At 66.9% G+C, this 17,821-nt stretch carries 13 protein-coding genes; 5 read left to right on the top strand and 8 right to left on the bottom strand.

Annotated features, from left to right (window positions below; translation table 11 throughout):
* Positions 1-110: 110 nt before the first annotated feature.
* The 6 genes from R9J51_RS20085 to R9J51_RS20060 all read right to left on the bottom strand — a co-directional run bounded on the left by R9J51_RS20085 (position 111) and on the right by R9J51_RS20060 (position 7,983).
* A complete protein-coding gene (locus R9J51_RS20085) occupies positions 111-755 on the bottom strand; it encodes a DUF6445 family protein (protein ID WP_179505513.1) in 645 nt (214 codons plus the stop codon).
* A 1-nt stretch (position 756) separates the two neighbouring features.
* Positions 757-1,473 carry a SapC family protein gene (locus tag R9J51_RS20080; protein WP_179505512.1) on the bottom strand — a complete coding sequence of 239 codons (717 nt, stop codon included), beginning with the start codon at positions 1,471-1,473 and terminating at the stop codon, positions 757-759.
* Positions 1,474-1,481: 8 nt separating this feature from the next.
* Positions 1,482-3,032, bottom strand: coding sequence for a tryptophan halogenase family protein (locus tag R9J51_RS20075; protein WP_179505511.1), 1,551 nt, complete (start codon positions 3,030-3,032; stop codon positions 1,482-1,484).
* Positions 3,033-3,139: 107 nt separating this feature from the next.
* A complete protein-coding gene (locus R9J51_RS20070; protein ID WP_432787711.1) occupies positions 3,140-6,259 on the bottom strand; it encodes a TonB-dependent receptor in 3,120 nt (1,039 codons plus the stop codon).
* Between the two features lie 153 nt (positions 6,260-6,412).
* Positions 6,413-7,390, bottom strand: a complete 978-nt coding sequence (locus R9J51_RS20065) for a FecR domain-containing protein (protein WP_179505510.1) — start codon at positions 7,388-7,390, stop codon at positions 6,413-6,415.
* 2 nt (positions 7,391-7,392) lie between these two features.
* Entirely contained in the window at positions 7,393-7,983 is a 591-nt protein-coding gene (locus tag R9J51_RS20060; RefSeq protein WP_246866320.1) for an RNA polymerase sigma factor, read from the bottom strand.
* A 169-nt stretch (positions 7,984-8,152) separates the two neighbouring features.
* Between R9J51_RS20060 and R9J51_RS20055 the strand changes: the two genes are divergently transcribed.
* A complete protein-coding gene (locus R9J51_RS20055) occupies positions 8,153-10,276 on the top strand; it encodes a phosphocholine-specific phospholipase C (RefSeq protein ID WP_432787709.1) in 2,124 nt (707 codons plus the stop codon).
* 28 nt (positions 10,277-10,304) lie between these two features.
* On the opposite strand, the gene R9J51_RS20050 is transcribed toward R9J51_RS20055, so the two are convergent.
* The gene (locus R9J51_RS20050; RefSeq protein ID WP_179505509.1) at positions 10,305-12,545 is read right to left on the bottom strand and encodes a xanthine dehydrogenase family protein molybdopterin-binding subunit; all 2,241 of its coding nucleotides are present in this window, start codon (positions 12,543-12,545) and stop codon (positions 10,305-10,307) included.
* Positions 12,542-13,012: a (2Fe-2S)-binding protein gene (locus R9J51_RS20045; protein ID WP_179505508.1), complete on the bottom strand. Its 471-nt coding sequence runs from the start codon at positions 13,010-13,012 to the stop codon at positions 12,542-12,544. Before R9J51_RS20045 ends, R9J51_RS20050 begins: the two co-directional genes overlap by 4 nt.
* Positions 13,013-13,322: 310 nt before the next feature.
* Between R9J51_RS20045 and htpG the strand changes: the two genes are divergently transcribed.
* The 4 genes from htpG to pnuC all read left to right on the top strand — a co-directional run bounded on the left by htpG (position 13,323) and on the right by pnuC (position 17,787).
* A complete protein-coding gene (gene htpG / locus R9J51_RS20040) occupies positions 13,323-15,221 on the top strand; it encodes a molecular chaperone HtpG (protein ID WP_179505507.1) in 1,899 nt (632 codons plus the stop codon).
* A gap of 96 nt (positions 15,222-15,317) precedes the next feature.
* A complete protein-coding gene (locus R9J51_RS20035) occupies positions 15,318-16,013 on the top strand; it encodes a 2'-5' RNA ligase family protein (protein WP_432787705.1) in 696 nt (231 codons plus the stop codon).
* Positions 16,014-16,058: 45 nt separating this feature from the next.
* Positions 16,059-17,174 carry a phosphotransferase gene (locus tag R9J51_RS20030; protein WP_179505506.1) on the top strand — a complete coding sequence of 372 codons (1,116 nt, stop codon included), beginning with the start codon at positions 16,059-16,061 and terminating at the stop codon, positions 17,172-17,174.
* 43 nt (positions 17,175-17,217) lie between these two features.
* Complete coding sequence (gene pnuC / locus R9J51_RS20025; RefSeq protein ID WP_179505505.1) at positions 17,218-17,787, top strand: nicotinamide riboside transporter PnuC; 570 nt, start codon at positions 17,218-17,220, stop codon at positions 17,785-17,787.
* The last annotated feature ends 34 nt before the right edge of the window (positions 17,788-17,821 follow it).

Genomic DNA, 17,821 nt, shown 5'->3' with positions numbered 1-17,821 from the left:
CCACAAAGCCCCGTCGCTAACGCCTCGGGGCTTCGTTGCGTCCAGCACGCGCGCAGCTTCACAACAGCCCCTCCCCATACCCCTCCCACTCGCGCGTGAGGCTTTGGACGTCAGGGGATGTGGAGAAGGGCGGTGATCGTCAGCCGGGTGCCGGACTGCCAGGACGGGCCGATATCGCCGCAATGCAGGCAATTGGCGGGATAGACCACCAGGCGATTGTAGCGCAGTTCTGCGGTGCCGATGCGGGTGAAGGTGGCTGTATCCGCAGCGTGATACGTGGCCTCTGGCATGCCGTGGCGCGCCGCGTCCGTGGCGAGGGCCTGGCGCCAAAGGGGTGCCCGTGCCGGCGTGATGCGTTCAAAGCCGGTCGCGCGGTGGCGGTGAAAGCTGGTGCCGCCATGCGGCGCGTCGCACAGGTAATGGATCGCGGCATAGACCTGCGGGTTGCTGTCATCGAAATGCGGGATGCGCTGCACCGGCGCGAGACGGCGCGGATCGCGGTCGGCCACGGCAAAATCCCCGCGCAGCACGCGCGCACCCGACAAGCCGGGCAGCGCGGCCAAGGCCTGCCCCAGCCATTCGCACCAGGCCTGGGGAGCAGGCGCGCGGCGGCCTGGATAGAAGTCACCCTCGCTTTCGGCGAAATGGGCACTCGCAGAAGTGGCTTCCAGGCCTTGTGGGGCAGGGTGCGCCTGGTCGACAATCCATAGCGGCACGTCTTCCTGCCCCATGGACTGCGGGGGATGCACGTCCATCCTAGGCGCCGGGGGTGAACCAGGCCGCTTGCGCCGCCAGCCGCGCGTTCTTGCGCCGCACCAGGCCTGCCACGTGATCGAGCGACAGGCACATGGCTGCCAGGATCATCAGGCCGGCAAAATCGGCAATCGCGCTGCGCGCCCGGCCCAGTGCCACTTCGTCCACGCCATAGAGGCCGGTCAGCAGGCTGGTGCTGCCATCGTGAAATGCCAGGTCGAGCTTCATTTCCCGCACCACCTGGTGCTCGAGCGCGAGGTCGACGAACCGCCGGGTGGCGTCGCGCCCTTGCGCCAGCCGGCCCAGCATGGCCTGCACCGCGCGGAAATAGTCGCTTTCGCCGCCATCCTCGGTCACGATCGGGCAGGGGCCGGCCGGATCGATTGCCGGGCTGGCCATGTCCACGCAGATCACCGCCTCTTCCCCTTCGCCGCCGATGAAGAACGGCAGGCGCAGGAGATTGAGCGGCAGGACGTCGGCCTCCAGCGCGGTACCGTTCCAGAACAGGTTTTCCTGCGGCTCCAGCCCCATGAGCGCGGCGGGGTAGAACTGCCCGGTTTCCGCGTCCTTGGCCAGGAACACGGGAAACTGGCCGGCGACCTTGCGGATCTCGTCGGCCACCAGCGGCACGAGATGGATGGCCGCAGCACTGGCCGCGGCCTTGGCGGGATCGATGCGCAGGCCGGCGTGGTCGCTGCGGGTCAGTTGCACAAGGTTCATGGCGCCTCTCACAGCGTGGGGAAACGGTGCTGCGCCAGCTTGCCGAGCAAGGCGCGGTTGGTGGGCATCATGCCGGTCAGCTTGCGCTTCATCGCAGCCGTGCGGGTAAAGGCATCTTCGGCCGCATCGCGCTGCGCCAACTGGCCGGCGCGGGGGCGGGTGCGGAAGCCCATGCCATAGAGCACATATTGATAGCTGGCGGCGGGGAACATCTCGTGCGCGCTGGCGAAGTCGTGCTCGCCGGGCGGATTGTCGCGCCACAAGGCGAGTTGGTCCTGCAGGTCTTGCGGGATCGTGGCGGGATCGCGGTTGTCGCGCCAGAACGCGGTATCCTCCCGTTCAGACAGGATATAGTGCAGCTTGAGGAACTCGATGATGCGATCCCAGCGATAGCGCGTCATCGTGTTGAAGCGCCGCGCGACGAAATCCATGGCGCCGCGCGTGGCGGGCATGCTGGTGGCGATGTAATCGGCCGACAGCTCGATCAGCACCAGGGCCGAGGCCTCCAGCGGTTCGAGGAAGCCAGCCGCCAGCCCCACGGCAACGACATTGTTTTTCCAGAACAGTTCGCGATGGCCCGAGCGGATGGGAATTTCGCGCGGGGTCAGCTTGGCAAAGCCGGGGCCGACATAGGCGGCCAGTTCCTCTTCCACGCGATCCGCGCCGGCATGGCGGGTGGACCAGACATAGCCGATGCCGCGCCGCGTGGGCAGGCCGATGTCCCAGATCCAGCCATGCTTCTGCGCGGTGGAGATGGTGTGCGAGGCGATCGGGCTGTCTTCCTCCACCGGCAACTGCACGGCCAAGGCGCGATCGATGAACAACACGTCGGACCGGTCGATGAATGGCACGCCAAGCGCTTCCCCCAGCAGGCGCGCGGCAAAGCCGGTGCAATCGACATAGAGATCGGCGGCGATCGGCCCATTGCGCTTGCCGACGACGGCCGCGACATCGCCGTTTTCGGCCAGGGTCACGTCCACGATCTCGTCATCGATGTGCGTCACGCCGAGTGTGTCGACGCAATGGCGGGCAAGCAGTTCGCCCAGCTTCACCGCATCGAGATGATAGGCATAGTTGGCGACCCCGGCATATTCCGGCGAAGTCATCAGCTTGGGCGCAAGGGACTGCTCGCACAGCGCCTCTTGAAAGCATACCGCATCGGAGAACGATGGTACGCCGTTGCCGGGCGCGGCGGCCTGGGCATTCCAGTAGGGCGCCAGGTCGAGATCGGGAAAGCCTTCGGGGAGGACCAAAGGGTGGTAATAGAAATCGTCGGCCGCGCCCGTGCGCCAGCGGGCGAACTTGGCGCCCTGCTTGAACGAGGCATGGCAGAACCGCATGAAATCGGTTTCGCCAATGCCGATCTTGCGCAGCGTGTTGCGCATGGTGGGCCAGGTGCCTTCGCCCACGCCGATGGTGCCCCGGCTCACGCTTTCGACCAGCGTGACGGCCAGATCGGGGCCATGGCGCGCGGCGATCAGGCCCGCCGTGAGCCAGCCGGCCGATCCGCCGCCGACGATGCAGACCGAGCGGATCGCGCGGTTTTCAGTGGCGGACATTGCCTTCCTTCTCCCATCCCGCCGCCCGGCCCCGGGCGCCAAAGGCACGCGCCAGTCGTTGCCGGCGCGTGCCCCTCGATCATCACGTCATGCTACACGGGTTTGCTTCAGAAGTTGACCCGTGCCCCGACCTTGAAACGCCGTCCCGAATCCTCGGCATAAAGGAACTGGTTGGTATAATAGGCATATTTCAGCGTGCGGGAATTGGTCAGGTTCGCGCCTTCGACAAAGACCGAGAATTGCGGCGTGATGTGGTAGGTCGCGCTCGCATCGATCTGCGAATAGGGGCGAACCTGCGTAACGGCCTGGCCGGCGCCGTTGAGCGGCGGCGGGGCCAGGTATTGCAGGAAGCGATCGCGCCAGTTCCAGGCAACGCGCGCCTCGATCCCGTTCTTGTCATAGAACAGCACCGCGTTGGCCGAGTTGGACAGCCCGGTCAGCGCGAACTTGTTGCCCAGGTTCTGCGGATCGAGATGGCGGTTGGAACCCACCAGCGTGCCATTGAGCTGGAAGCCGAAGCCGCTGTTGCCCAGGGTGTGCTGCCAGGCGGCCTCGATACCGGTGACTGTGGCGTCCTGGCCGTTGACCGGCGCGGTCACGGTGAACTGCGCGGGCAGGCCGGTGGCCGGATCGAGCAGCGGGCCGCCCGTGGCATTGGCGACCGTGCCGGTGGTCTGGTTCAGCACGATGAAGTTGTTGACGCTCTTGAGGTAGGCCCCCACCGAAACGTAGCTGCCCGCCGCGTAGTACCATTCGGCCGAGAAATCGAGATTGCTCGATTTGAACGGCTTGAGATCGGGATTGCCCCTGCTGGCGGCGAAGTTGCCCGGGCGCAGCGTGACCAGCGTGGTGACCGGCGAGAGCTGCTCCAAAGTGGGCCGGGTGATGGTTTGCGAAGCAGCGAAGCGCAGTGTCACAGCGTCGGTCAATTGCCACTTGAGCGCGATGTTGGGCAGCACGTCGAGATAGTGCGCGCGGCCCACGGTGCGCGTGGTGCCCGAGGATTCCGAACCGTACTGCGTCTGGTCGTTGGCCAGCTTGACCAGGCCGGTGTAGGCGGTAGCGAGGCCATTCACATCGGTGCGGGTGTCTTCGAAGCGCACCCCGGCCACGATCGACAGCGGCCGGCCGCCGACATCGCCCCTGAACTCGGTTTCGAGATAGGCGCCCAGCACGCGTTCGGTCACGATGGTGTCATTCACCAGCGGCGGGGCAAAGGTGAAGCCCGGATTGGTGGCGCGTTGCTGCGCAGTGATCGCGTTGAACAGCGTGGGGCCATCGAACGTCAGCCACTGCGTGGGCAGGCGGTTGGACCCGCTCAACCCAGAGAGGAAATTGCTGCCGGCGTTGAACGTGGTGATCGCCACGCCTGCCGGGGCCGGCGCGTTGTAGCCACAGGTGGTGCAGCCGGTGCCGCCGTCGTTGGAATAGAGCGAGGTGTCCTTGCGGTCGCGCGAGTAATAGAACCCGAAGTTGGCGTTCACCAGGCCTTCGCTGCCATCGCCCTTGTAGGCGAAATCGGCGCGGCCCTGGGTCACCTGGTCACGAATGCCATAGCCGCGCAGCAGCATCACGTGCTGGCACATCGGCTGCCCCGCGCCCACCGGGGTGGTGCTGCCCGCCTGGCCCGAATTGGTCACCGCGCTGCCGCAGGGGCTGGCGGGGTTGGCAAACGTGGGCAGGGTTTCGGTCTGCCACGGCAGGATCGAACTGTCGGACTGATAGCGCGACGAGCCGGTCAGATAGCCGAGCAGCGCGAGATAGGCTTCCTGCCCGCCGTTGGGATCTTCCTTGGCCAGCGAATAGGTGCCGTCGAACGAGGCGGTGAGGTTGGGCGTGACTTTCCATTCCAGGTTCAGCCCGAATTCGCGCGTGTTGGTGCGCTTGTCGAACTTCTTGTAGTGGAAATCGGTGGCGATGCCGCTGGCCTGCGTGAGATCGGTGGCCGTGCCATTGGCATCGGTGACCACGTCGGTCAGGTTCGAGGCGGTGAACCAGTGGCCGTAGGAGCGGGTCTGCGTTTTGTTGGTGAACTTGGTGTAGAGCGCATCGGCGGTGATCGTCACGGCATCGCTGGGGCGGTATTGCAGCACCACGGTGCCGCCGATCCGCTCGCGGTCCTCGCGCGTGATCTTGCTGTCGAAGTTCTGCGGGATGAAGATGTTGCCCTGCGGGTTGCTGGCGCTCACCGTGCCCTTGCCGCCGTTGACCTGGTCGGCCGGCACCGCCGGGTTGACCAGCCAGCCATCGGTCTGTGCCTGTTGCAGGCGGGTGAAGCGGTGCTGGTAGCTGCCCGAAATCAGGATGCCCAGCTTGCCGTCGTCCAGCGTGTCGGAAAACAGGAACGAAGCGTCGGGCGCGGCTTTCTTGGCGTTGCCATCGTAGTTGGCATCAACCGTCGCGGAAAACTTGCGCCCGCGGTAATCGAACGGGCGTGCGGTCTTGATGTTGACGGTGGAGCCCACCCCGCCCGATTGATAGCGCGCGGTGGAAGACTTGTAGACTTCCACGCCCGAAACCAGTTCGGACGCCAGCGTGTCGAACGAAAAGGCCCGACCCGAGGCCTGGCTCGGGTCGGTAGGGGTGGCCACTTGGCGGCCATTGACCAGAACCGTGTTGAATTCCGGGCCAAAGCCGCGAACCGTGATGAAAGCGCCTTCGCCGCCGGAGCGGTCGATCGAGACGCCGGTGATGCGCTGGAGGGATTCGGCCAGGTTGGCATCGGGCAGCTTGCCGATGTCCTTGGTGGAAATCGCGTCGACAATGCCGGACGAGGCGCGCTTGATCCCGCGTGCGTTGTCGAGGCTGGCGCGCAGGCCGGTCACGACGATGGCCTGGGGTTCTGCCTCGGGCAGGGCGGCGGGCGGCGGCGGGGGAGCGGCGGCGGCACGAGCCTGCGGTTCGGCGGGCTGGCTGGCCAGGGCCACGGCTGTGCCACCCAGCGGGGCACGCGCCGCGGCGGGGCGGGCGACCACGGCGAATGTGGCCGGGCCGGTTTGCCGCGCGGACAGGCCGGTGCCGGCCAGCAGCCGCTCCAGCGCGTCGGAGACGGTCAGGCGGCCGCGCACTTCGTTGGTGCGCACCGACCGGGTCAGCTTGCGCGAGGCGATGATCTGGACGTTGGCCTGGTGGCCCAGCACGCCGATGGCGGTTTCAGCCGGCTGTGCGGGAATGGCGAATTGGCGCAGTTCGGTGGCGGCCTGGGCAGCGGCGGGCATCGTTGCCATGCAGACAACACTGGCCGATGCAAATAAAACGCCACGCAAGGTGGTCGTCATCATAGATCCCTCCCATCAGGATTTCGTATCGCTTCAGACCTTTTCGGTCTGTATCCGCCTAGAGACATGCTCCGGCTGTTTTCCTTCCGCGAATGTGAAAATTTATTTCATGGAATTCACCTCGGCCGCGCGCTCGATACGGATGGTGCGTGGGTCGCTGGTGTTGATGGAAACGTTGAGCGTGGCCTTGATCGTTTCGGCAAAGCCTTCCGGATCGCCGATGCGGAACAGGCCGTCGAACTGTTCGCCCGCCACGTCGGGATCGGCGATGACGATCTGGCGCTGGTTGTAGCGGTTGAATTCATCGGCCGCATCGCGCAGCGTGGTGCCGTTGAGATCGATCATGCCGTTGCGCCAGGCCAGCGCGCGATCGACCGGTGCGGTCTCGCTTGCCTGATAGTGCACCAGGGCGCGGGCATTGATCATCGCGCGCTCCCCGGCGGCCACACGCAGCTTCTGGCTGGCATCCTGGGCGGTCCAGGTTTCCACCACGCCTTCGGTCACCAGCACTTCCACGCCTTCCTCGCGCTTGCGCACCGAAAAGGCCGTGCCGATCGCCTGCGCCCGCACCGGGCCGGACGCAACCACGAAGGGGCGCTGGGCATCCTTGGCCACTTCGAACCAGGCCTCGCCCTGCGCCAGTTCGATCTCGCGCGCATGGGGTGTGAGGTTGACCTTGAGCGCGGTGTCGGAATTGATCGTCATGACCGTGCCATCGTCGAGCGGCACGCGGCGGATCTCGCCCAGGCGGGTGATGTATTGCGCGCCCTGGCTCATCGCAAAGCGGGTGGCCACGGCGGCTACGGCGCTGGCCGCGACCAGGCCGCCCAGCACGCCGCGCCGCGCCCAGCCACGGCGGCCGCCCACCGGCTGCGGCACATCGGCAGCGGCTTGCGGCGTGACCACGTCGGGCAGCAGCCAGGCGGCCTGCGCCTGAAGCAGCAGGCCGTGGCGGCGCGGATCGGCGGCCAGCCAGGCTTGCAGGCCGGCTTCGTCTTGCGCGGTCCAGCCGGCGCCATCCATCATGGCCACCCACCGGGCGGCCTGGTCGCGATCGGCAGAAGCGGTGTTGTGGTCCATCGTCATACCGCCTTGCGCCCGGCCTGGTGACCATCGGGCTCACGTTCCAACTGGTCCCAACCGGCGCGGATGGCGCGCACGCCCGACCACACCTGCTTTTCCACGGCCTTTTCGGTCATGCCCATGTGGGCGGCGATTTCCTTTTGCGACCAGCCTTCGATCTTGCGCAGTTCCACGATGCGCCGGCAGCGTTCGGGCAATTGCGCCAGCAGGGCGCGCACCCGGTCGAATGCCATGCGCGCGGCGACCTGTTCCTCGGGAGACGGAGTGCCGCTGTCCCGGTAGCTTTCGATCTCGCTGATCGCTTCGAACGGCGCGATCTGCTGCCGCTTGAGCCGGCGGGCCAGCAAGTTGCGGCAGATCGAAAAGAAATAGGCATGCGGGCAGTCGATGTGATCGACGGTATCGAGCATGGCCACGCGGCAATAGGCATCCTGCATCAGTTCATCCACCACGTCAGGCGCAATCCGCCGCTTTACGAACCACGCACGCATGCGCGGTTCGTGCGGCATGATCTCGCGCGCCACCCACAGCGCCAGGGCGCGGCGACGCTCGAGTTGCGCTCGCAGATCCGGTCCCGTCCCATCCTCCATCGGCTTTGGGTTTTCCCTCTTTCCCGTCCCTAGAGACCTGTCCGTCTCGTTTCCTTCCGATTGCGCCAAAATATTTCCAATGAGAAGCGCCAGCTGTCGCTTCTCCCCGTCATCGCGCCGCCATATCGTGCAGCTAGACCGCGTGCCCTTGCTATCACGAAAGACGATCATGACGCCCAAGCACGCCAGGAACGAAACGCCGGCCGGCATTGCGATGCAGGATCGCCGCAGTTTCATCCGCGCGCTCACCGCCGGGGCGGGCGCCGCCGCGCCGTTTACCCAGGCCATTGCCCGCGCGCTGGATATTCCCGGCCATCGCCGCACCGGCACGGTGCAGGATGTGGCGCACGTGGTGATCCTGACCCAGGAAAACCGCGCGTTCGATCACTACTTCGGCACCATGCGCGGGGTGCGCGGCTTTGGCGATCGCTTTGCCGCGCCGGCCCCGGCGTTGCCCGATGCCCCGCGCCGCACCGTGCTGGTGCAGCCCAACGAGCACGAGGGGGCCAGTCCCGCGCTCATCGCGCCGTTCCGCCTCGATACCGCGCACGATTTCCGGCTCTATCGCCCGCTCGGCACGCCGCACAATTTTGCCGATAGCCAGGCCGCATGGGACAATGGCCGCATGGGCGCGTGGACGCGGGCCAAGCACAACCACGCCATGGCCCATTTCACCCGGGCCGACCTGCCGTTCCAATATGCCCTGGCCGAAGCGTTCACCCTGTGTGACGCCTACCACTGCGCCATGCACCTGAGCACCAATCCCAACCGGCTCTATATCTGGACCGGCACGCACGATCCCCTGGGTCGCGCCAATGGCCCAGCGATCGACAACGGCTATGACGAAGCCGGCGCCGATCCGCGCGGCCATGGCGGCTATCTGTGGACGACCTATCCCGAACGGCTCATGGCGGCGGGCATCGGCTTCCAGATCTACCAGGACATGGCCGACAACTTTTCCGACAATCCGCTGGTCGGTTTCCAGCGTTATCGCCGGGCGAGCGGGCCAACGGCGAGCGCGGCCGAAGCGCTGCTGGCTCGGCGCACCCTGGCCACGCGCACGCTGGACGATCTGCGCGGCGATGTGATGGCCGGCAAGCTGCCCCAGGTTTCCTGGGTGGTGGCGCCAGCCACGCTTTCGGAGCATCCGGGGGCATCAACCCCCTTGCAGGGTGCAGACTACACCGCCCGCGTGCTCGATGCGCTGACCGCCAACCCCGATGTCTGGGCGCGCACCGTGCTGTTGATCAATTTCGACGAGAACGACGGATTGTTCGACCATGTCCCGCCGCCCGCCCCGCCTGCCCAGGGGCAAGGGCGGCTGCACGGTGCCACCACCATCCCGGCCGAGGACGAATACCACCGCCACAGCCAGGGCGCGCAGGATGCGCCCTATCTCGGCCGGCCCTATGGCCTGGGGCCGCGCGTGCCGCTTTATGTCGTCTCGCCATGGAGCGCAGGCGGCCATGTCGCGTCCGAAGTGTTCGACCACACCAGTATCCTGCGCTTCCTGGAAACCCGCTTTGGCGTGGCAGAGCCCAATATCAGCGCGTGGCGCCGCGCGGTCTGCGGCGATCTCACCTCGTGCTTTGATTTTGCCAGTGCCGATACGCGGCTGTTCATGGCCGGCCTGCCGGCAACCGCGCAGTTGAGCGCCGCGGCGGGCAAGCTCAAGGAAATCCCCCCGCCGCTGCCGGCCGAACTGGCCGCGCCGGTGCAGGAAACCGGGCTGCGCCGGCGCCGGCCCACGCCCTATCGCCTGGATGCGCGCCTGCAAGCCGATGCGCTGGTCATGGCCAACCGATCGGCCGCGCGGGCGGCGGTGTTCCATGTCTATGACCTGGCAGACCTTGCTGCTGGCCCTGCGCGCTATACCCTGGGGGCGGGGGCAGACCTTGCCCATCCGCTGCCCGGCACGGATGCGCCGGTTGATCTCTTCGTGCTGGGCCCCGATGGCTTCCATCGTCGCTTGACCGGCCGGCCCGGCGTTTTTTCGGTGAGTGTGCGTGGCACCGGCGCTGGCCAGGCGATGCTGCGCTGTGAAAACCTTGGGCCTGCGCCGCTGGCGCTGGCCATGCGCGACATGGCCTATGGTGCGGCGCCCGAAACCATCCGATTGGCCGCGGGGCAAGTGCGCAGCGTGGCAGTGAACCTGGCCGGCAGCCATGGTTGGTACGACCGGGCCTTCGTGGCAGACGGCCAGACCTGGCGCATTGCCGGGCACCTGGAAGACGGTGCGCCATCTTGGTCAGACCCGGCCGCGGGCGGGGCCGGGCCGCTGGTGCTGGCCTGATCCCCAAGGGGAATCAGGCCATTCCAGTTCAGGCCACGGTGCCCAGCGGCAGCGAACGCACGCGCTGGCCGCGCAGGCGCGAAACCGCGTTGGCCACGGCCGGCGGCACGGCGGGCAGGCCGGGTTCGCCGATGCCGCCCATCTTTTCGCCGCTTTCCACGATCTTCACATGCACGCGCGGCATGCGATCGGGGGTGAGGATCGGATAGCCGTCGAAATTGCGGGCGACGCGCTCGCCGTTCTTGTAGGCGGCTTCTTCCACCAGGGTTTGCGACAGGCCCAGCGCCACGGCGGAATTTACCTGCGCGGCGATGATCGCCGGATTGACGATGCTGCCCGGATCGATTGCCTGCCACACCTCGTGCACTTTCACCTGGCCATCGGCGATGGAGACTTCGGCAATGGCCGCCGTCTGCGTGCCGAACGGCGAGGCCATGGCCATGCCGCGCGCGCGCATGGTGCCATCGGCGGCCTTGAACGGCCCACGCTTCCATCCCCCCGAAAGATCGACCACGGCCTTGAGCAGGGTGGTGAGCCGGGCATTGCCGGAAAGCAGGTGCAGGCGCACCGCATAAGGATCCTGCCCGCCCTTGTCGGCCAGTTCATCGAGGAAGGCTTCATAGAAGAAGTCGTTCATCGAATTGCCGACCGAGCGCCAATAGGCAACGGTCGTGGGGCTTTTCACGAAGATCTGGGCAATGCGCTTGTTGGGCAGGGCATAGCTCTTGCCCGCCAGCCCTTCGAGCGCGGTGGGATCGATCTGCCCGCTGCGCTTGTCGGCAATGCCCTCGGTCGGCCCTTCGGTGGCGCTGATCGCCTCGATCGCAACGGGCATGCCGGCCGCGTCCAGCGCGCCGCGAAACCGCACGGCGGCCATCGGGCGCAGCGGATCGCGCAGGAATTCCTCCTCGCGCGTCCAGATCAGCTTGACCGGGGCGTTGACCCGCTTGGCCAGCTCGATCGCCTGGGGATAGGGATTGCCGTGCGGATAGAGGAAATGCCGGCCAAAGAAGCCGCCCAGCAACGGGGAGTGGATGCGGATCTTTTCCGGCGGCAGCGCGGCAACCTTGGCCACTTCGGCCAGGAACATGTCTGGCGCCTGGTTGGGAAACCACATGTCCAGCGTGCCATCGGCGTTGAACCGCGCCAGCGCCGAAGGCGGCTCCAACTGCGCATGGTTGAGATACTGGCTGTGATAGGTGGCGCTGACCGTGGACTTGGCCGCGGCAAAGGCCTTGGCCACGTCGCCGGCGGTTTCGGCCACTTCCTCGGTGCCCTGTACCGTGGCGAGGTGGGCGGCATGGGCCTGCGTGGAAAAGCTGGCCGGCATCGCGCGATAGGTGGCGCCGGTCGGCTCGGCCCAATCGACTTGCGCGGCTTCCACCGCGCGGCGCGCGTGCCAGAACCGCTGCGCCACCACGGCCACCGCGCCATCGAGCACGTGGACCGAGTGCACGCCCTTCATCGCCTTGATTTCGGCTTCGTTGCGGATCTTGCCCACGGTCAGGCCCAGGCGCGGCGCATGCTGCACGGCGGCGTGCAGCATGCCATCCACTTTGGTGTCGATGGCGAACTGCGCCTTGCCGGTGGACTTGGCGCGCACGTCGAGCCGCGCCTGCGGCTTGCCGATCCAGCGGAAATCCTTGGGGTCTTTCAGCGTGGGCGGGGTGGCCGGCACCGGCAGATCGAGCGCTGTGGGCGCCAGTTCCCCGTAGGTCACACTGCGGCCCGAAGCCTGGTGCACCACGCGGCCCGGCTGGGTGGAAAGCTGGCTTGCCGGCACGCCAAGGCGCTGGGCCCCGGCCTGGATCAGCAGCGCACGGGCGCTGGCGCCCAGGCGGCGCATGGTGTCATAGCTGGTGCGCACCGACATCGAGCCGCCGGTGATGCGCATGCGGCCATAGACCACCTGATAGTCAGGCCCGGTGGGCGCGTTTTCCACCACGAACGTGGCGGGATCGGCATCGAGTTCCTCGCCCACGATCTGGGCCATGGCCGTCCACACGCCCTGGCCGCCTTCGGCAAACGGGCTTTGCAGGCGAATGGTGTTGTCGGGATTGATCGCCAGGAACGCGGGCACGCGGGTGCCCGGCGTTACCGCCGGCGCGCTGCCGGCGGCCTGGGCGCGTGCGGCCACCGGCAGGCCAAAGCCCAGCACCAGCGCGCCAGCCCCGGCGCTGCCGAGAAAGCCCCGGCGCGAGACATTGACCGGATCGCCGGTGGGCAGAACCTTGGCGAGCGCGGGATCAAGCGGTGTCCATTCGGTCATGCGCCTTGCTCCTGCGTGGCCAGGCCGGCCACGTCGCGCACCGCCGCCTTGATCGCGTTGTAGGTGCCACAGCGGCACAAGTTGGTCATCGCCGCTTCCACGTCGGCATCGCTGGGCTTGGCGTTCTGCTTGAGCAGCGAAGTGGCCGCCATGACCTGACCGGACTGGCAATAGCCGCATTGCGGTACCTGGTGCTTGACCCAGGCTTCCACCACGCGGGCGCCCACGGGATCGGCTTCCACCGCCTCGATCGTGGTGATCTGTGCGCTGGCGACCGATTCCACCGGGGTGACGCAGCTGCGCGTCACCGTACCGTCGATCATCACGGAGCAGGCGCCGCATTGCGCAATGCCGCAGCCATACTTGGTGCCGGTCATGCCCAGGTCGTCGCGCAGCACCCACAGCAAGGGCGTGTCGCCTTCGGCGTCAACCCGACGCTTCTGGCCGTTGATGGTCAATTCGATCATGTGGCGGAGTATTCCCGGTTGGCATTGTGCATATCCGTTGCATATCGCAATGGAACGGATCTGGCACGTGGAATTTGGGCGGGGCGGGCCTGCGCTCGCGCCTGCCCAAGGCGCCATAGTGGCACAAAACAGGCGTGAAGGCGTGATGAAAGATGTTCATAGCGGCTTGAAACAGCCTTCACCAATCGCGGCCGCCGCATGATCGCCTGCAACCCTGCGCGGGCATCGCCTGGCCCTTGAACTCGCTTGCGGCGGGGCACATCTTGCAAGCCATCGGTTTACTTTTTCACCAATGGAGACTTGCCCGCCCATGACCGCCGACGTTCTGGACGAAACCGCCGCTGCTCCGCAAACCCACGCCTTCGAGGCAGACGTGGCCAAGCTGCTGCACATGATGGTGCATTCCGTCTATTCGGACAAGGATGTCTTCCTGCGCGAGCTGATCTCGAACGCGGCCGATGCCTGCGAGAAGCTGCGCTATGAAGCCATCGCCCAGCCCGACTTGCTGGGTGACGATCCCGCCCCGCGCATCACCATCACGCTCGATGCCGATCAGCGGCAGCTGACGATCGAGGACAACGGTATCGGCATGACCGCCGCCGACATGGCCGAGACGCTGGGCACCATCGCGCGGTCGGGCACCAAGGCGTTCATGGACCGGGTCGCTGCCGCCCAGGGTGGGGAAGACACCCAGTTGATCGGCCAGTTCGGCGTGGGGTTCTATTCCGCGTTCATGGTGGCGCAGAAGGTTGACGTGATCTCGCGCCGCGCCGGGCAGGACGGCGCCGCGCAGTGGTCGTCCGATGGCCTGGGCACTTACACCATCGCGCCAGTCGCGGCCGAGCAGGCGCCGGCGCGCGGCACCCGCATCGTGCTGCACTTGCTGGAAGACGCGGCCGACTATGCCCAAGCGCCCCGCATCGAACAGATGGTGCGCGCGCAATCGGGCCATGTGCCCGTGCCGATCACGGTGAAGGACAAGCCCGACGCCGAAGGCACCCAGGTGGCCGACGGCACCGCGCTGTGGACCAAGCCGAAAAGCGCGATCACGGCCGAGGAATACAAGGACTTCTACCGCAGCGTGGCCGGCCAGTGGGATGATCCGGCGCTGACCCTGCATTACCGTGCCGAGGGGCGGCACGAATATTCGGTGCTGGCCTTCGTGCCCGAAACCCGGCCGTTCGACTTGTTCGATCCCGATCGCAAGGGGCGGATGAAGCTCTACGTCCGCCGCGTGTTCATCACCGACGAGGCCGAGCTGCTGCCCCGCTACTTGCGCTTCGTGCGCGGGCTGGTGGATTCGGCCGACCTGCCGCTCAACATGTCGCGCGAGATGATCCAGGACAGCCCGATCCTGGCCGCGATCCAGAAAGGCCTGACCGGCAAGGTGCTGGGCGAACTGGAAAAGACCGCCAAGGATGATCCCGCTGCCTATGCCAGGCTGTGGGACACGTTCGGCGCGGTGCTCAAGGAAGGGCTCTACGAGGATTTCGAGCGGCGCGAGACACTGCTGCGCCTGGCCCGCTTCAAGACGACCACCTCGGGCGGGGAATGGCGTTCGCTGCAGGACTATGTCGCGGCGATGAAGGAAAACCAGACCGCGATCTATTACGCCACGGGCAGCGACCTCGATCGCATCGCCAGTTCGCCGCAGCTCGAAGGGTTCCGTGCGCGCGGGGTGGAAGTGCTGCTGCTGCCCGACCAGGTGGACAGCTTCTGGGTGCGCGGCGCGATCGACCTGGATGGCAAGCCGTTCAAGTCGGTCACCCAAGGGGCGGCCGATCTCAGCCTGATCCCGCTGCCCGAAGGCGCCGAGGCGCCCAAGGCGGAGGCAAGCGACGCGGTGGGTGCGTTCCTCGGCTTCGTCAAGGAAACGCTGGGTGATGCGGTATCCGACGTGCGCGCGTCGGACCGGTTGACCGACAGCGCGGTGTGCTTGGTGGCGAGCGAAAGCGGGCTCGATCGCCAGCTGGAAAAGCTGCTGGCCAATGCCGGGCAATTGCCGGCGGGTTCGGCCCCGGTGCTGGAGGTCAACCCGGCCCATGCCCAGATCGTGCGCCTGGCCGCGCTGCCGGCCGAAGACGAGCTCCGCGTGGATGCGGCGCATCTGCTGCTGGACGAAGCGCGCATCGTCGATGGCGAACCGCCGCGTGATCCGCGCGCCTTTGCCGAGCGGCTGGGCCGGTTGATCGCGCGGGCCACGGCCTGACGCGTGCCATGGTCACTGCGCGCCGGATTGCGGTTGCAAGCCCGGCGCGCAGGCGCCAAGGCCGCGCGTGATGCCACGCCTTGCAGGACCAACACCATGAAGATGCGCCACGCAATCCTGGCTTTCGCTCTGGCGCTGGGCAGCGTCGGGCCCGCCCACGCGCAAGCCGATCTGCCCGCCAAAGTGAGCGTCGACATCTACGCGATCCCTTCGCGGCCGATCGTGGCGGCCGTGGACCAGGCCAGCGCGGATCTGGGCAAGCTGGGCATGACGACGTTTCGCGCGCGCGGCCAGGCGGTGCATGCCACGCTCTATCTCACGCAATATCCCGCCAGCGCGTTGCCCCGGCTGAAAGCCGCGATCGCCCGGCTGGCGCGGGGCCGGCAGGCCATTCCCCTGGCGGTGGACGGCATCGAGCGCACAGCCACCAACTGGCTGTTCCTGCGCGTGAACCGAACCCCGGCGCTGCAGCGGCTGGCCGATGAAGTGACCCTGGCGGCAGAGCCGCTGCGCGATCACGACCTGGCACCCCCGGCCTGGATGAAGGACTATCCGGCCAAGCTGCCCGCGTTCGAACGCTATGGTTCGCCCAACGTGTTCATGCAGTTCGATCCGCACCTCACCCTGCTGGCCAACGAAACCAATCCGGCGCTCGGCACTTATCTCGCCACGCGCGCGCAGCACCCGCCCCAGGCGCAGGGACAGGTGGTCGGGATCGGCATCGGCCTGGTCGATGCCAACGGCCAGATCGTCAAGACTTTGGCGGAGTATCGTTTTGTCGCGCAGCGCTGATCGACCGAGTTGACGATGGTGGCAGGGGAACATCGTGTCCATGGCATGGGCACCGGCCTTGAAGCGCCGAGTTGGCCCGCAATCACCGCTGTTGAAGCGGCCGAGGCACTGGCGCACTTCCCGACGGCGGGACGGCTGGCACGGCTTGAATGGCATTCGCCGCGCCCGTTCTCTTCGGCCACGCTTGCGCGCACCAGCACAGGCGAACTGTTCCTCAAGCGGCACCATCGCCGTCTGCGCGATGCGCAAGCGCTGGCTGGCGAACATGCGTTCATCGCGCATCTCGGCGCTCGCGGCCTGCCCGTGGCCCAGGTGCTGACCGCCCATGATGGTGCGGGGGCCGTGACAATCGGAGACTGGACCTGGGAAGTGCACGGCAAGGCACCTGGGCTGGATCTCTATCGCGATCGGCAATCGTGGACCCCGTTCCTCGATCCTGGCCATGCCCGCGCCAGCGGCGCCATGCTGGCACGGCTACATCGCGCGGCCGAGGATTTTGCCGCGCCGTCCCGTCCCGCCCGCCCCTTGGTGACGAGCCTGTCGATCCTGCCGGCCGCCGATCCGCTGGCCGCGGCCCAGGCCTATGTCGCGGCGCGGCCGGCGCTGGCAGACTATTGTGCCGCCTTGGACTGGACCGGCCAGCTGGGCCGGGTCCTGGCCGACCACGACGCAGCCACACTGGCGCCGTTGCTTGCGCAGCAGCCTTCGCTCTGGACGCACAATGACTGGCATCCTTCCAATCTGCTGTGGACCGAGCATGGCACCGTGGCGAGCGTCCTCGATTTCGGGTTGGCCGATCGGACTTGCGCACTGCACGACCTGGCGACAGCGCTCGAGCGCTGTGCGGTTCGCTGGCTCGAACTGCAACCCGACGCACCATTGGACGAAGCTGTCTCCATTGCCGAGCCCGAGACGGCCCGCGCGCTCTTGGCAGGCTACGCGCAGGAACGGCCGCTGACAGCGGGCGATCGCCAGTTGCTCGCGCGGCTCCTGCCGCTCGTGCATATCGAATTCGCCCTCTCCGAGGTCGACTATTTCCACGGCGTGCTGGCGCGCAGGGCCGATGCCGATCTTGCCTGGCATGGCTATCTCATCGGTCATGCCGACTGGTTCAAGACTCCGCCAGGGCAGGCGCTGCTGGGGGTGGTGGCGGGCCAGTGAGGCCGGCCTTGTCGTGGCGCCGAACGTGCCGCAAAAGCGCACCATGTCCATGCTCGAGATCGTTGCCGTCATCGTCAGCTTCCTGACCATCTGGTTGACCGCGCGCCGGCACATGTTGTGCTGGCCGCTGGGGATGGTGGCCTGCGCGCTCTACTTCAAGTTGTTCCTCGATGTGCGGCTCTATGCCGACATGGTGCTGCAGGCGCTGTTCGGCCTGTCGATCGTCTATGGCTGGGTTGCCTGGGCGCGGGGAAGGGACGCGCAAGGCGAAGTGGCCGTGCGCCCGCTGCCGCTGCATGAGGCTGGCGCAGGACTGGCCGTGGGGGCACTGGGCGCGCTGGCGATCGGCTGGCTGACCAGCCGCTATACCAATGCCGCCTTGCCCTGGCTCGATTCCGCGCTGAGCAGTTTCAGCCTTGTCGCGCAACTGTGGACCGCGCGCCGGCAGGCAGCCAGCTGGCTGCTGTGGATCGCGGTCGACGTCGTCTATGTCGGCATGTTCGTGTTCAAGGGGCTTTTGCCAACCGCAGGGCTCTATGCCGCGATGACCGGCCTTGCCGTGGTCGGCTATGTGCGTTGGATTGCGGACGAACGTCGCCGCGCGGCGGCATGATTTCTCGCTCCTGAAAACACATCGTTCCGCTGCC

The organism is Novosphingobium rhizosphaerae (assembly GCF_050920675.1).
GTDB classification, from domain to species: domain Bacteria; phylum Pseudomonadota; class Alphaproteobacteria; order Sphingomonadales; family Sphingomonadaceae; genus Novosphingobium; species Novosphingobium rhizosphaerae.
The sequence above is the reverse complement of the archived record's forward strand: the minus strand, read 5'-3'. Positions and strand labels throughout refer to the sequence as shown.